Here is a 14,861-nt window from a genome sequence, read left to right on the forward strand (position 1 = left end):
CCTTAGTTTATTTATAAACCCACTTATTAGATAATATAAAAGTTACCATGGCAACGATAGGTAACGTAATAATTTTAGCTATAACAATATCAATATCAAATTGTATTTGAATTTTTATTAAGCCTAGTGTTAATAAATAGTTTGCTAATACTACAGTTAAATATTTAACGATATTAGAGTGAGTAATGGATTTATTAAAAGTCAAGTATGTATGACAAAGGTAATTAAATATCAATCCTGCAGTAAAGGCGACAGATACAGACAAGCTCTCACTAACTAATAATAATTTGTTTAAAATATAAAGAGTTCCAACATCAATTAATGCAGAACTACAGCCAACAAATAGAAATATAATTATTTTTTTCATATTTTAACTAAGTAAATATCTATAATTGATGGCTGAGATAGTAAATATACTTGAAGATATTAAAGATAGTAATACTATTATCTTGGCAAGAGATAGTTTTGATCCTCCTAAATGTAGCATATATCCAAATATTATAGCTATAGGTATAAAATATCTACCTTGAACTCCATGAATTACTTTCTCAGTAATTGGTGTCCATGTTAATAATAAAAGAAAGTATGTGAATAATACCAGGGAAAGTAACGTAAACACCTTTAAAAAAACATGTATATTCAATGAAAAGCTATTTAAGGACAATACCATAATGCAAGCCCCATAACAAAGTAATAATGTATATTTTTCTGACGAAAGAGGAGTATCTAACCACCCTAATACACCTATAAATTGTTTTAAGTGAGAACCTATTAATTCAACAGAACTAAATGTATTAACAAAAATTTGGATAAATTCATTTGTATGGGCTAAATAGTACTTGATTTTATCAGTAGTGCCTAATCCATCTTGAGAGAAATGTTCTCCAGAGAGGAAATTAGTATATGAGAATAGAATCCACCCTAGTATGAAAAATATTGTTATAAAAAAGAATCTATACCCACATCTTAATTTACGATGATGACACACCATTAAAATAATTATTAGTATTGGAATTATATTAATTTTCATCGTGCAAATTATAAAGTATGTTATACAAATTAATATAAAATGGGATATTGAAAATTTACTGTCTTGATTTATACCTCTTGAGATGAGCGATCCCAAAACTAAAGATAGAGCAAATATAATTCCATCAGGCGTTGTAGATGACATTTGAAAAATAGTCATTGGTAAAGTTAATATGAAATATACTGCCGGTGTTATTGGATATATTTTATTTGCTACAAAAATTAGAATTAAACAAGAAAAAATCCCTATCAACTTAGATATTCTATATGAATCATAAATTGAGAAATCTAACATATTTCCAATATATATGCCTACCGCTTGTGGAATATATGGAATAGGAAAATAAACAGCTGTGTTAACTAATGAAACATTTTGTGATTCAGAGGACCAATCTAACCTCCGAGCATCAGTTTCTAGTTCAAATGTATTTTTCTTTTCATACTTAAAAGGAAACGAATTGTACAATGATTCAAATTGAAGTAAATTATTATCTACCCTTCCAGTCCCCTTTTTATCTAAAAAAAACTGCCCATTTGCAATAGTATATGCTCGCTCAAAATGTTTAAACTCATCAGGCGATTGAAAAGGCGGTGTCAATATAGACACCATTAAGACTACAAGTGTAAAACCAAATAAAAATAATCGGTTAAAACTATTATTCTCTAAATTAAGTTTCTTAAGCATAATAATTACATTTTAAAAAATTGAATTAATTCATCTTTTTGATCTTTAAAAGTAGAAATTTGAGATTTCTCTAACAGAATTTCTTCCTTTGGATCCCTATTCTGATAAAGTTTAATTACTTTTTCAATCGCTTCTGCTAATTGTTTATAATTACTATCGAATGGAATTATATTACCATTCACTCCTTCAATCACATCTTCCACAGGTCCCCCAGCATCTGTCGTGATTACCCAAACATTACGCATAATAGCTTCTCTAACTGTTAATCCAAAGCTTTCTTTCCATTGCGTTGGGAAGAGCAATACATCAATTGAATTGAAAAAGTCATCAATATTATCTTGTGTATAAGCGGGTAAAATTTCATAACGAGGAATACCGTCAAAATCACTTTCTGGATAAGATTTTTGCCCTAGGTTGAGTAGATTATCCACAACAACTAGTTCTGCATTTTCAAATTTATATTTTTTGAATGCTTCTAGGATTAGGTGTATCCCTTTAATATTTGTTCTACCGCCAACATATCCAAATCGAATAATATTATCTTTAAATTTAGGCAATACCTTATTAGGTTGTTTTATCCCATTTTTGTTACATAAAACTGTTCTATTTAAATTTACTTGATATAAATCAGTAAAATATTGGCTTGGAGCTAGTAATAAGTCTGCTTTATTTAAACTACTCAATAATGTATTACTACGATATAAGTATTCAGATGTACTATTAATACATTTAATACACTGATTTTTGTCAATTTTATATTGATTACAGAATTTTCCATCAGCTTTAATCATAAATTGACGAGGGCATATCCACCAAGCATCATGTAATGTTACTGCTGTTTTAATATTTCGTTGAGTACATGCATCAAGTACGCCAACCCCTAGACCTTGAATACAATGAATATGAGCTAAATCTGGATCTACTAAATCAAGAATATCAGATACAATATTGTATATCTTTTTATTTTCATAGTTATCCATTTCTTCGTTCGGTACACAAATACCAAAGATAGTTGTGTTATTGAGTTCATACCGCATTACTGAATATGGTGTCATAAAACTACTTTGAGGCATTGTAGTAACAGCATATACCTCATAGTCTTGCTCATTAGCGATTAAATCATTAAGTTGTTCAGCAACAATAGTTGCCCCACCAAATGAACGGGGGCGATAAAATACATTAAATGAAATAAGTCTAGGTTTGGTGCCTTTCTTTATTTTTGGTAAAAAATTATTTAATTGTTGTGCAACATATTTAGGTGAGTAACGCTCTAAGACAAAATTATAAGCTGAATTTGCTAAACTATCTCGATAATATTTATCGTTGATGAGCTGATTAAATAATGTATACCATTCATCTTTATTATGTGCAATTAAACCATTTTTACCAGAGTTAATTACCGAGGTAAATGCACTTAATGGTGAAGATATTGAAGCAACTTTTACAATAGAAGCTTCTAAATATTTAATGTTACTCTTAGATTCATTAAAAATATAATTCTCTAATGGTGCAATACTAATATCACATTCAGATAGATAACGTAGGTATTCAGGATATTTACAAAACTCAATTCGCTCAATCTGCGCTTCTAAACCATCAAAATAGTTAGGTAAATCCAATATACCTATAATGCGGAAGATAACATTTTTATTTTCTTTTAAAATTTTAGCTATCGCAGGTGCTGCTTCTTCAAAATCAATATTGTGAGTAGACGTGCCAGAACCATAAACTATTCTAACTTTGTTATCGTTAGGTTTAGATGGTTTAGATAAAACTTCTTTTGCGGTATCTAATGTTTGTTGGTCTAAAGCATTTTCTACAATATAAGCATTCTTCAAACCCGCATTACGCATTTCTTGGGCCAGTCCTGGTGTTGAAGCAATTCCTTCACCACAAGCTAACATTGCTTGACGATATAGTCGAGCCCCCTCTAATAATGAGTCAATTGTTGCTTTGTCTAATGAATTTATAGTTCTACTTTGTTTTAATACTTTCTCATCGAAAATGAGATCATCAACTTCCCAAAAGGTTCTAATTCCTAATCTTCTACATTCTCCAATTAATGATAATACAGAATCATATGCTGGAACTCGATAGAAAATAGCTAGGCTACTTAGAGAAAGTAAGTGTTTGGCTTTGATATAATCTGTCCAAGAAACAACCTCACAGTGAATACCTAACGATTTAAAAAGTTCCTGCTTTTGTGTTACTCTATATTTTGTACATTGAGGAATGCTCATTTCAGCAATAATAACAACCTTAGTATTAAAAATATCATTAGGTTCTTTTTGAATATGAAATAAGAAATCAATATCTTCCTGCTTTGTATTTTGAGAAGAATAAAAAGCATTTTCGGATTGCTGGTGTGTTTTAAATGTTTGAACAGCATAACGTAGATTTTTTAATCCACCTTGGCGTAATTTTGAATAGAGTAGTTTAGAAAAATTAACTACTCCTCCTTTTTTCTTTATGGCAATAGGAAGTAATAGTAATAATTCTTTAGATTTTCTTGCAACTCTACCTATTTTTCTAGCAAATTCAGTTGTTTTCCATGAACGGCTGTTTTCCATTAAAAAAATAATTTTTTCTAATTCTTGAATTTTACTTTCAGAATAAGAGTTAATTTCTTTTAATTGAGATATTTCCTTGTTTAGATTATCTTGAATTTCTTTAGATTCTTTTGATAACTTAAAAAGTTCATAATTTAAAGATTTATTTTTTTCTATTAATGTTTCTTTTTCGATTTTATTCGTCATTTAAAATATTACCTTTTTAGATATTATTTAGATAATTTTCTGAAACTTCTTGGATATTACCTTTAGCTTTAATTTCGCCTTTATCGATCCAAATTGCATTTTGACAGAGTTCTTTTACTTGCTCTATTGAATGTGAGACAAATAAAAGAGTCGTTCCATCACTTAGTAATTCCTCCATTCTAGCTTTACATTTCATTTGGAAACCAATATCTCCTACAGCAAGAACTTCGTCAACAATGAGAATATCTGGTTTAGTTACAGTAGCTATTGAAAATCCTAAGCGAGCCGCCATTCCAGAGGAAAAATTCTTAATCGGAACATCTAGAAAATCTTGTAATTCAGCAAAAGAGACTATTTCTTCAAAGTGATCATTTAAAAATTTTCTACTATATCCAAGTAAGGCTCCATTTAAATAAATATTTTCTCTTGCAGTTAACTCAGGATCAAATCCTGCTCCAAGTTCAATTAATGGAGATATACTGCCATTTACAGTAACTGTTCCTTTATATGGTTTTAAAATACCACTGATTAATTTTAATAGTGTAGATTTACCAGAACCATTATTACCAATTAGTCCCCATGATTCTCCTTTCTTAACTTGAAAATCAATATTTTTAAGAGCAAAGAACTCTTGGAACATGAGTTCGTCTTTGAGTAATTTAATTACATATTCTTTAAGCCCTGTAATATTTTCAGAAGCTTTATTAAAACGAACAGTTACATTTTTCACATCAATAATATAATCACTCATATATACTCTTATATAAATAAAATAAATTGGTCCTGTTTCTTCTTAAATATTAAAGTTCCAATTAAAAATACAACTATAGCCCAAATGCTACCTTGCAAGAGTAAGTCTACAGGTAATGTATTTCCATTTAAGATGACTTCTCTAAATTGTTGAACATAGCTATACATAGGATTAAAATTCTCATAAGCCCAGCGATATTCATTAGGAATAATAGATACTGGATATATAATAGGTGTTAAATACATCCAGATAGAAATGAAAACTCCCCAAAGATACTGGATATCTCTAAAAAAAACAGCCATTGAGGCTAACAATAAACTTAGCCCTAAACAGAAAACGTAAACTTGTAAAATCACTATAGGGAACAGTAATATATTCCATGTTACATTTACTTGTGTAAAAATCATTACTAAAACTAAAGCAATCATTGAGAATAATAAGTTGACTAAAGAGCTAGTAACTTTTGATAAAGTAAAAATATACTGAGGAACATAAGTTTTCTTTAATAAAGAAGCATTACCAGTAATTGAATTTACTGCCATTGATGTTGCTTCAGCAAAAAAACCAAAAATAACTTGCCCAGTCAATAAATATACTGCGAAATTTGGAATATCAAATTTAAATAAATTTGAGAAAACTACAACTAATACAGCCATCATTAGGAGAGGATTTAATATGCTCCACACATATCCCAAATAACTTCTGCGATATTTTAATTTAATATCTTTTAATACTAATTGATGAATTAATTCTTTATAAGAAAATAATTCAGAAATACCGTTTTTCTTATTCATAACAAGGTAATTACTCAAATATAACTGCTTCGGATAATACTTTACCGGCTAAGTCTTTTGCCGACAAACTCGGTTTGCCATCTAACGGCCATTCAATCCCTACTGTTTCATCATCCCAAATTAAAGAATGTTCTGCCTTCGGGTTATAGTAATCAGTACATTTATAGGTAAATTCTGCTGTTTCAGTTAAAACATAGAAACCGTGAGCAAAACCTTCAGGGACCCATAATTGACGCTTATTTTCAGCAGATAGAATTTCGCCTACCCATTGCCCAAAGGTTGGCGAGTTTTTACGTAAATCTACGGCAACATCAAAAACTGCGCCTTGTACAACACGAACTAACTTGCCCTGTGTGTTTTCAGTTTGGTAATGCAACCCACGTAAAACGCCTTTTACTGATTTAGAATGGTTTTCTTGTACAAAAGTACGATCTGCCACATTTTGCTTAAACCACTCATCACGGAAAGTTTCCATAAAAAAACCACGTTCATCACCAAAAACTTGTGGCTCTAATAATTTCACTTCAGGAATGTTTGTTTCAATAATTTTCATGATGCGTATGCCTTAATATTTTTGAGTGCTTTCTGCCAATCACTTGGTTCAATGTTAAACACTTGTTTAATTTTCGTCAAATCCAAACGTGAATTTGCTGGGCGTTTGGCCGGAGTTGGGTAATCACTGGTTGCAATACTGTTTACAAGCGGTAACTTTTCAAGAATATTTTGCAATTCTGCTTCAGCAAAAATCGCTTTAGCAAACTCATACCAGCTCACATAAGGCTTACCGGTAAAGTGGTAAACACCAAAAGCATTTTCTGTGCCAGCAAGAATTTGATTGGCAATTTCAATTAATGCTTTTGCAATATCGCCTGCGTAGGTTGGGCCACCAAATTGATCGCCTACAATACCTAAGCTATCACGATCTTTCGCTAAACGAAGCATCGTTTTGACAAAATTATGTCCGTGTTCGCCAAATACCCAAGCTGTACGTAAAATAATAGAACGAGAATTTGCTTGTTGAACGGCAATTTCGCCTTCTAATTTTGTACGCCCATAAACGCCTTGCGGATTGGTCTGGCCGTCTTCTTTATATTCCCCTGTGCCAGTACCTTCAAAAACATAATCGGTAGAAATATGTAAAATAACGGCACCAATTTCATTTGCAACCTCAGCAAGATATTGTGGGCCTTTTACATTGATTGCTTCTGATAGCTCAACTTCGCTTTCTGCACGGTCAACCGCCGTATGAGCAGCAGCGTTGATAATGACATCAGGCTTAAATGTTTTAACTAAATTAAACACTGCATCTCTATCAGTGATATCTAATTCATCACGATCTACAGCTAAAATCTCAGCTTTGCCTGTTAATTGTTCTGTTAAACAATGTCCAACTTGGCCTTTGGCGCCAGTAATTAAGAACTTCGCCATTATTTACCGCCTTTTACTAAACGTAATAAATACTGACCGTATTCATTTTTTGCCATTGGTTTAGCAAGAGTCTCAACTTGTTCAGATGTGAGCCAGCCATTACGCCAAGCAATTTCTTCTAAGCAAGCCACCTGTAAATTTTGAACATGTTCAATCGTTTTCACAAAAGAAGCTGCTTCGTGTAAGCTATCGTGAGTTCCTGTATCTAACCACGCAAAACCGCGACCCAATAATTGAACATTCAACGTTCCATCGTTTAAGTACATTTCATTTAAGGTGGTAATCTCTAACTCACCACGTGCGGAAGGTTTCACTTGTTTTGCGAACTCTACAACACGATTATCATAGAAATATAAACCTGTTACAGCATAATTAGATTTTGGTTGAGCTGGTTTTTCTTCGATTGAAATCGCCTTAAAGTTTTCATCAAATTCCACCACACCGAAACGTTCAGGATCTTTTACTTGATAACCAAACACTGATGCACCTTTACGGTTTGCATGTTTAGCAGCTTCTTTCAATGTTGCCGTAAAATGCTGACCATAGAAGATGTTATCACCAAGCACCAAACAGACACTATCATTTCCAATAAATTCTTCACCAATCAAGAACGCTTGGGCCAAACCATCTGGACTTGGTTGAATAGCATATTGGAGATTAATTCCAAAATCAGATCCATTTCCCAATAGGCGCTTGAATGCTTCATTATCTTCAGGGGTTGTAATGATTAATACATCACGAATTCCCGCTAACATCAATACTGATAACGGATAGTAAATCATTGGCTTATCATAAACAGGAAGCAATTGTTTTGATACTCCACGAGTAATTGGGTAAAGGCGAGTACCTGAACCACCAGCAAGAATAATACCTTTCATATTTTACCTACTTATTTGTACCTAAACGCTCAAAATTATAAGAACCATCTAACACACGGCTCCACCATTTTTTATTATTTAAGTACCATTCCACCGTTTTACGGATACCGGTTTCAAAAGTTTCCTGTGGCTTCCAACCTAATTCGTTACCAATTTTGGTTGCATCAATGGCATAACGCACATCATGTCCTGGGCGGTCAGTTACATAAGTGATTAAATCTTCGTATTTCGCAACACCTGCCGGTTTATTCGGTACTAATTCTTCCAATAAACCACAGATTGTACGTACAACTTCAATATTAGCCTTTTCATTATGTCCACCGATATTGTAAGTTTCTCCAATAACACCTTCTGTAACAACTTTATATAATGCTCGAGCGTGATCTTCTACAAATAACCAGTCACGAATTTGCATACCATTGCCGTACACTGGTAATTTTTTCCCTTCTAGAGCATTTAAAATCATTAATGGAATCAATTTTTCAGGGAAATGGAAGGGACCATAGTTATTTGAACAATTAGTTACAATGGTTGGTAACCCATAAGTACGCAACCAAGCACGAACTAAGTGGTCGCTTGATGCTTTTGAGGCTGAGTATGGGCTAGATGGTGCATAAGGTGTAGTTTCAGTAAAGAGATCGTCAGTTCCTTCCAAATCGCCATAAACCTCATCGGTTGAAATGTGATGGAAACGGAAAGCCGATTTTCTTTCTTCAGGTAAGTTATTCCAATAAGCACGAGCCACTTCTAATAGGGTATAAGTACCAACAATGTTGGTTTCAATAAATGCAGCTGGCCCATCAATAGAGCGATCTACGTGGCTTTCTGCAGCAAGGTGCATCACAGCGTCAGGTTGATGTTGTGCAAAAACACGTTCTAATGCTGTTTTATCGCAAATATCAACTTGTTCAAATGCATAACGTGGATTATTTTCAACCGCTTCAAGTGATTCTAAATTACCTGCGTAGGTTAATTTATCTACGTTAATAACAGAATCTTGAGTGTTGTTAATTATATGGCGAACGACTGCCGAGCCGATAAAACCCGCGCCACCTGTGACTAAAATTTTCATTATTCCACCTTAGGTATTAAGAAGTTAGTAATTTTTATAATAGTCTAACTCTAACTATTAATTTTTTAAAATATGTGTTAATTATTATATCTACTAAATAAAAATTTTCTATGTAAATTTACTTCATTTTACGCTTCGGAAATATCCTATCAATGTATAATAGACTGTTATATATTCTTATCTATTGCTGTTCAATTCATATTAGTAGATAATGTATAGAATTTTTTGTTTTATGAGATTAAACATGAGCGATATTCAAATCCCTTTAACCTTTACAGATGCAGCGGCAAATAAGGTTAAAAGCTTAATAGAAGGCGAAGACAACCCGAATCTTCGTTTACGCGTTTATATTACTGGTGGAGGCTGTAGCGGCTTCCAATACGGTTTTACCTTTGATGATCAAATCAATGAAGGCGATTTAACCATTGAAAATCAGAATGTTGGGCTTGTTGTTGATCCAATGAGTTTGCAGTATTTAATTGGTGGTACTGTAGATTATACGGAAGGCTTAGATGGCTCACGTTTTGTTGTTCACAATCCTAATGCAAGTTCAACTTGTGGCTGTGGCTCTTCATTTAGTATTTAATTGGAAAAAAATGACCGCTTGTAAATCTATTGAAATTACAAGCGGTCATCTTCTTTTGGAATTTAACCTAATCAACAATATCAGGGGTTACAGCATCAACAACATCAACAGCTGTGCCAACGACACCGCCAACAACAGAGGTAACTAAACAGCCGCTTAATGTTGCGCATAGTGCAAAAACACCTGCAGTTTTTAATACAAATTTCATTTCTTCTCCAATAGTAAAAATGCAGCCTTTCGACTGCATTTCTTATTTTACTTGATTTTGATTATTTTTCATCAGCAATAAAGCGATATGCTAAAGCGCCGATTACCGCACCTACAATTGGTGCAACCCAGAATAACCATAATTGTTCAATCGCCCAGCTACCTTGGAACAATGCTACGCCTGTTGAACGTGCAGGGTTTACAGAAGTATTTGTTACCGGAATACTGATTAAGTGAATGAGTGTTAAACCTAAACCGATCGCAATTGGTGCAAAACCTGCTGGTGCGCGTTTATCTGTAGCACCCATGATGATCATTAAGAAGAACGCTGTTAATACAACTTCAATTAATAATGCTGCAATTAAGCTATAACCGTGTGGAGAGTGTTCAGCATAACCATTGCTTGCAAAGCCTGCTGTCACATCAAAACCTGCTGCGCCAGATGCGATAGTATAAAGTACTGCCGCCGCCGCAATCGCACCTAATACTTGTGATGCAATATATGGTACTAAATCTTTCGCGTTAAAACGACCACCTACTAATAAACCGATAGAAACCGCAGGGTTAAAATGACCACCAGAGATATGACCTACAGCATAAGCCATTGTTAATACGGTTAAACCGAAGGCTAATGATACGCCCATATAACCGATACCTAAATCCGGAATGCCAGCTGCTAATACTGCACTACCACATCCGCCGAATACTAACCAGAATGTACCAAAAAATTCTGCAAAATATTTTTTCATGTTTTTTCCTTTTTAGAGGTTTGAACAACACACCATGTGTTGTTTGCTTTCCGAAATGCTATCAACAGCGATAGCGATTACTCTCAAAGAACGCTTAATTATGTTGGAAATTAAGCACTCTTCTCGAAAACGAGGCATTCTAAAAGATTACAATGCCGAATAAAATCATTTTTACTCAAACTTTACTTTACCTGATGCAACAGCAGAAATATTTTCTTTGCCGGCTTCAAGCGGTATATTATCGGAGTAACTGCTTGCCATTTTTGCCATTCTCATTGGTGCAGCTTCAAAGCGATTGTTGCCATTTGGTGTATTTAATTGCACATCAACCAACAAGTAACGCTTTGCACTTAACCCCTTTTGAATCACTGCTGCTTTATGTTGGAATTGCTGAATGACCTCTAAAGTCATCTCATCTTCAAGTGCTTTCATTTTTTCTGGCGATACGCTAAAACTAATATTTGCAACTGCAACATCTTTGCCTAAGTCATTTAGCACTTTTGCAATTGCATCAAAATTTTTGCTTTTTAAATTGATATAACCTTCCGCTATCCAACCATCAACTTTTTGTTTTTCATTGTAATTTACATAGTTGGTAATGCCTTCTGCTTGAACTTCAATATCTTGGTAAGCCTTTGCTTGCTCAATAACTTTATTTAAATTCGCAGAAACATCTTTCTTTAATGCTTCTAGTGATTTGCCATTTTTTCGGCTGTAAACCGTTGCTTGCATTAAATCTTTTTCAACGGTACGGCTAACTTCCGTAGAGAACTGAAAGGTTGTCGCCTCATTGGTTGATTGCGCTTCAATAGGACTTTCCGCAGAAACACTGAGAGTTGCTACTGCAAGCGGTAAAATTGCGAAGATTTTTTTCAATTTCATATGTTGTTCCTTTTGAGTTTTAAATTATCTCAATAAAAGCCTAGCGTTAGTCATAATAACCCCTTAAAAGTTCAGAACTTTAATCTCTATTACAATTGCTTTACAAATCTCTTGTTCATCAATTTTCCAGCGAACATTACAATCTGCTAAATTCATACCATAAATACGATCCGATTTTTTCCCTTGTTGGTAAGCCGGGCGAGGATCTTGTGCAATCACATCAGAGATAAAGGCTAACGGGTCTTGAATACCAAATTTAGCAAAATTTTTCTGCTTTTTAACCGCTTGCTCAACTTCCGGTAAAAAACTTACCGTTAATTTTGCTTGTGGCTTTTCTTGCGCAAAACCCGAAAAGGCTTCCGGTTCACTATCGGCATAGGCGATGTAAGGTTTTATATCTAAAACCGGAGTGCCATTCACTAAATCAACACTGCCGAGATAAAGCCGCACTTCGCCATCTTTACATTCTATTTTTTCTAATTTGACTTTCGATAAACCAATCGGGTTCGGGCGGTGGGTTGCTCGAGAAGCAAAAACGCCAATGCGTTCATTTCCACCCAACCTTGGCGGGCGAACCGTTGCATGCCAGCTTCGTTCAGGAATTTGATGAAATTGGAAAATAATCCATAAATGACTAAATTGTTCTAATCCTCTTACCGCATCAGGCGAATTATAAGGGGGCAATAAACGTAAAATACCCTTACCTTCTGCCACTAAATTGGGCTGGCGAGGCACAGAAAATTTTTCATCATAGGGGCTTTCGATCACACCAATAGGGGATAAAGTGATTGGACTACACATAACTCATCAGCACAGCTTCGTTTTTCTGTTAAAATAAATCATTCTATTATTTTAAATGAAATACACACAATGAACAAAGATTCGACTTTCTCTATTTGGTTTAGTACGGCTCGCCCTAAAACCTTACCCTTAGCCTTAGCTTCTATTATTATCGGCTCAGCGTTAGCGCATTGGGCTGGGAAGTTCAACGTGGTTACGACGCTTCTCGCTTTTTTAACCACGATTTTATTACAGATCTTATCTAATTTTGCCAACGATTATGGCGATCACGTAAAAGGCTCTGATACACAGGAACGCATTGGCCCACTCCGAGCCATTCAACACGGTGCAATCACTGGCGAGCAATTGAAAAAAGCAGTCATTTTGCTCAGTGTTTTATCCTTTATTTCGGGGGCGACCCTCAGTTTTTATGCTTATGAAGGCATACAAGATTTATTGGTCTTTTTAGGCTTAGGTATCATTTCGATTGTTGCCGCCATTACTTATACTGTTGGCAAAAAAGCCTATGGTTACTTAGGATTAGGTGATCTGTTTGTACTGATTTTCTTTGGTTTTGTCGCGGTTATCGGCGTATTTTACCTGCAAGCGCATAGCTTACCTTGGCTTATTTTTATTCCGGCATTTGGTTGCGGTTTACTATCTGTTGCCGTTTTAAATATCAATAACTTACGTGATATAAATCAAGACAGACAAGCCGGAAAAAATACCTTAATTGTGCGTATTGGCTCAAAAAACGGGCGAATTTATCATGCCTTATTATTGATACTAGCGGTTGTTTCTTATCTGATTTTTGCCATTTCTGAATTTCAACATTGGTATAGCTATCTCTTTTTACTTGCTGTGCCTCTTTTGTTTAAGCACGCACGCTTTGTATATCTACATCAAGATCCTATCGAACTCCGCCCAATTTTAGGGCAAATGGCAGGGTTAGCATTGCTGACGAATTTGTTATTTAGTTTAGGAATTGTGTTGGGGTAATAAAAAAGGCGAAGAACCAAGATCTTCGCCTTTTACATGAAAACTCATTATTTAACGGTCACACGTGCAAACTTACGTTTACCCACTTGATATACGAAAGTGCCTTTTTGTGCATTTTGTTTCACATCATCAACTTTTTCACCGTCAATTTTCACGCCACCTTGCTGTGCGGAACGGATTGCTTCAGAAGTTGAAGGCACTAAGCCTGCTTCTTTTAATAATGTCGCTAAACCGATTTCGCCTTCAAAGGTAAATTCAGGCATTTCGTCCGGCATTGCACCTTTTTGGAAGCGGTTGATAAACTCTTGTTCTGCCGCATCAGCATCCGCTTCAGAATGGAAGCGGGCGATAATTTCTTTCGCCAATAAAATTTTCACATCACGTGGGTTTTTACCTGCTTCCACATCTGCTTTTAACTGTGCAATTTCAGTTAATGGACGGAATGAAAGTAAGTTGTACCAATCCCACATCAGTTCATCAGAAATCGACATAATTTTACCGAACATTTCGTTTGGTGCTTCGGTAACGCCGATGTAGTTACCAAGGGATTTCGACATTTTTTTCTCGCCGTCTAAACCAACAAGCAGTGGTAATGTCATAGCAACTTGCGGTTTTTGACCTGCTGCTTTTTGTAACTCACGACCAATCAATAAGTTAAAGGTTTGGTCTGTACCGCCAAGCTCAATATCCGCTTCTAATGCCACAGAATCGTGCCCTTGCAATAATGGGTAAATAAACTCGTGAATAGCGATAGATTGGTTGTTAGCAAAACGTTTTTTGAAGTCATCACGCTCTAACATACGAGCCACAGTGTAGTTTGATGCTAAACGAATCATACCAACCGTACCTAATTCGCCTAACCAATCTGAGTTGAACACAATACGGGTTTTTTGTGGATCTAAAATTTTATAGATCTGCTCTTTATAGGTTTCTGCGTTGCGTAATACATCTTCACGAGAAAGTGGCGGACGAGTTGTATTTTTACCTGATGGATCGCCCACTGTTGCCGTAAAGTCACCGATTAAGAAAATTACTTCGTGACCAAAATTTTGGAATTGGCGAAGTTTATTTAATACGACCGTATGTCCTAAGTGAATATCCGGTGCGGTTGGGTCAGCACCAAGTTTTACACGTAACGGACGATTTTCTTTTAATTTCTCGATTAAATCAGCTTCTGAATAAACATCTTCTACACCGCGTTTAAGCTCGGCAAGAATGGTTTCAATAGGTTGTGTCATTATTATTCCTTACAAGATGAAACGTAA

General features: G+C 34.7%; 16 protein-coding genes. 2 read left to right on the forward strand and 14 right to left on the reverse strand.

The features are described from left to right. Positions 1-7 precede the first annotated feature (7 nt). From DDU33_RS01350 to rfbB, 9 genes are read right to left on the reverse strand one after another with little or no spacing between them, the layout of a single operon-like run. Positions 8-367 carry a GtrA family protein gene (locus DDU33_RS01350; RefSeq protein WP_108922685.1) on the reverse strand — a complete coding sequence of 120 codons (360 nt, stop codon included), beginning with the start codon at positions 365-367 and terminating at the stop codon, positions 8-10. Positions 368-370: 3 nt separating this feature from the next. Further along, a complete protein-coding gene (locus tag DDU33_RS01355; protein WP_108922687.1) occupies positions 371-1,714 on the reverse strand; it encodes a DUF2142 domain-containing protein in 1,344 nt (447 codons plus the stop codon). Positions 1,715-1,719: 5 nt separating this feature from the next. After that, positions 1,720-4,470: a glycosyltransferase gene (locus DDU33_RS01360; RefSeq protein WP_108922689.1), complete on the reverse strand. Its 2,751-nt coding sequence runs from the start codon at positions 4,468-4,470 to the stop codon at positions 1,720-1,722. A gap of 16 nt (positions 4,471-4,486) precedes the next feature. Then, on the reverse strand, positions 4,487-5,221 hold the full coding sequence (locus DDU33_RS01365) for an ABC transporter ATP-binding protein (protein WP_108922691.1): 735 nt from the start codon (positions 5,219-5,221) through the stop codon (positions 4,487-4,489). Between the two features lie 8 nt (positions 5,222-5,229). Beyond that, positions 5,230-6,015 (reverse strand): ABC transporter permease, encoded by a 786-nt coding sequence (locus tag DDU33_RS01370; RefSeq protein ID WP_108925211.1) that lies wholly within the window; start codon positions 6,013-6,015, stop codon positions 5,230-5,232. 10 nt (positions 6,016-6,025) lie between these two features. Then, positions 6,026-6,568, reverse strand: a complete 543-nt coding sequence (gene rfbC, locus DDU33_RS01375) for a dTDP-4-dehydrorhamnose 3,5-epimerase (protein WP_108922693.1) — start codon at positions 6,566-6,568, stop codon at positions 6,026-6,028. After that, positions 6,565-7,443, reverse strand: a complete 879-nt coding sequence (gene rfbD / locus DDU33_RS01380) for a dTDP-4-dehydrorhamnose reductase (RefSeq protein ID WP_108922695.1) — start codon at positions 7,441-7,443, stop codon at positions 6,565-6,567. Before rfbD ends, rfbC begins: the two co-directional genes overlap by 4 nt. Continuing rightward, entirely contained in the window at positions 7,443-8,321 is an 879-nt protein-coding gene (rfbA, locus tag DDU33_RS01385) for a glucose-1-phosphate thymidylyltransferase RfbA (protein WP_108922697.1), read from the reverse strand. Before rfbA ends, rfbD begins: the two co-directional genes overlap by 1 nt. 7 nt (positions 8,322-8,328) lie before the next feature. Next, positions 8,329-9,393 carry a dTDP-glucose 4,6-dehydratase gene (gene rfbB / locus DDU33_RS01390; protein WP_108922699.1) on the reverse strand — a complete coding sequence of 355 codons (1,065 nt, stop codon included), beginning with the start codon at positions 9,391-9,393 and terminating at the stop codon, positions 8,329-8,331. Between the two features lie 244 nt (positions 9,394-9,637). Here rfbB and erpA point away from each other — a divergent pair, with 244 nt between their 5' ends. After that, a complete protein-coding gene (gene erpA / locus DDU33_RS01395; protein WP_005823546.1) occupies positions 9,638-9,979 on the forward strand; it encodes an iron-sulfur cluster insertion protein ErpA in 342 nt (113 codons plus the stop codon). 67 nt (positions 9,980-10,046) lie between these two features. Here the strand turns inward: erpA and DDU33_RS10915 are convergent, their stop codons facing one another. The 4 genes from DDU33_RS10915 to tsaA form a co-directional block, all read right to left on the reverse strand. After that, positions 10,047-10,187, reverse strand: coding sequence for a hypothetical protein (locus DDU33_RS10915; RefSeq protein ID WP_167390530.1), 141 nt, complete (start codon positions 10,185-10,187; stop codon positions 10,047-10,049). 61 nt (positions 10,188-10,248) lie between these two features. Then, positions 10,249-10,935 (reverse strand): aquaporin Z, encoded by a 687-nt coding sequence (gene aqpZ, locus DDU33_RS01400; RefSeq protein ID WP_005817852.1) that lies wholly within the window; start codon positions 10,933-10,935, stop codon positions 10,249-10,251. A gap of 171 nt (positions 10,936-11,106) precedes the next feature. Beyond that, positions 11,107-11,817 (reverse strand): SIMPL domain-containing protein, encoded by a 711-nt coding sequence (locus DDU33_RS01405; protein WP_108922701.1) that lies wholly within the window; start codon positions 11,815-11,817, stop codon positions 11,107-11,109. A gap of 63 nt (positions 11,818-11,880) precedes the next feature. Beyond that, positions 11,881-12,618 (reverse strand): tRNA (N6-threonylcarbamoyladenosine(37)-N6)-methyltransferase TrmO, encoded by a 738-nt coding sequence (tsaA, locus tag DDU33_RS01410; protein WP_005817848.1) that lies wholly within the window; start codon positions 12,616-12,618, stop codon positions 11,881-11,883. 69 nt (positions 12,619-12,687) lie between these two features. Here tsaA and DDU33_RS01415 point away from each other — a divergent pair, with 69 nt between their 5' ends. After that, positions 12,688-13,596, forward strand: coding sequence for a 1,4-dihydroxy-2-naphthoate polyprenyltransferase (locus DDU33_RS01415; protein ID WP_005817846.1), 909 nt, complete (start codon positions 12,688-12,690; stop codon positions 13,594-13,596). Positions 13,597-13,643: 47 nt separating this feature from the next. Here the strand turns inward: DDU33_RS01415 and tyrS are convergent, their stop codons facing one another. Beyond that, a complete protein-coding gene (tyrS, locus tag DDU33_RS01420) occupies positions 13,644-14,834 on the reverse strand; it encodes a tyrosine--tRNA ligase (protein ID WP_108922704.1) in 1,191 nt (396 codons plus the stop codon). Positions 14,835-14,861: the final 27 nt, after the last annotated feature.

This window comes from Actinobacillus porcitonsillarum (assembly GCF_003101015.1).
Lineage (GTDB): Bacteria > Pseudomonadota > Gammaproteobacteria > Enterobacterales > Pasteurellaceae > Haemophilus_A > Haemophilus_A porcitonsillarum.

Coding starts and splice junctions, on each gene's coding strand:
- DDU33_RS01350 (WP_108922685.1), bottom strand. CDS start 367: ATGAAAAAAATAATTATATTTCTATTTGTTGGCTGTAGTTCTGCATTA.
- DDU33_RS01355 (WP_108922687.1), bottom strand. CDS start 1,714: ATGCTTAAGAAACTTAATTTAGAGAATAATAGTTTTAACCGATTATTT.
- DDU33_RS01360 (WP_108922689.1), bottom strand. CDS start 4,470: ATGACGAATAAAATCGAAAAAGAAACATTAATAGAAAAAAATAAATCT.
- DDU33_RS01365 (WP_108922691.1), bottom strand. CDS start 5,221: ATGAGTGATTATATTATTGATGTGAAAAATGTAACTGTTCGTTTTAAT.
- DDU33_RS01370 (WP_108925211.1), bottom strand. CDS start 6,015: ATGAATAAGAAAAACGGTATTTCTGAATTATTTTCTTATAAAGAATTA.
- rfbC (WP_108922693.1), bottom strand. CDS start 6,568: ATGAAAATTATTGAAACAAACATTCCTGAAGTGAAATTATTAGAGCCA.
- rfbD (WP_108922695.1), bottom strand. CDS start 7,443: ATGGCGAAGTTCTTAATTACTGGCGCCAAAGGCCAAGTTGGACATTGT.
- rfbA (WP_108922697.1), bottom strand. CDS start 8,321: ATGAAAGGTATTATTCTTGCTGGTGGTTCAGGTACTCGCCTTTACCCA.
- rfbB (WP_108922699.1), bottom strand. CDS start 9,393: ATGAAAATTTTAGTCACAGGTGGCGCGGGTTTTATCGGCTCGGCAGTC.
- erpA (WP_005823546.1), top strand. CDS start 9,638: ATGAGCGATATTCAAATCCCTTTAACCTTTACAGATGCAGCGGCAAAT.
- DDU33_RS10915 (WP_167390530.1), bottom strand. CDS start 10,187: ATGAAATTTGTATTAAAAACTGCAGGTGTTTTTGCACTATGCGCAACA.
- aqpZ (WP_005817852.1), bottom strand. CDS start 10,935: ATGAAAAAATATTTTGCAGAATTTTTTGGTACATTCTGGTTAGTATTC.
- DDU33_RS01405 (WP_108922701.1), bottom strand. CDS start 11,817: ATGAAATTGAAAAAAATCTTCGCAATTTTACCGCTTGCAGTAGCAACT.
- tsaA (WP_005817848.1), bottom strand. CDS start 12,618: ATGTGTAGTCCAATCACTTTATCCCCTATTGGTGTGATCGAAAGCCCC.
- DDU33_RS01415 (WP_005817846.1), top strand. CDS start 12,688: ATGAACAAAGATTCGACTTTCTCTATTTGGTTTAGTACGGCTCGCCCT.
- tyrS (WP_108922704.1), bottom strand. CDS start 14,834: ATGACACAACCTATTGAAACCATTCTTGCCGAGCTTAAACGCGGTGTA.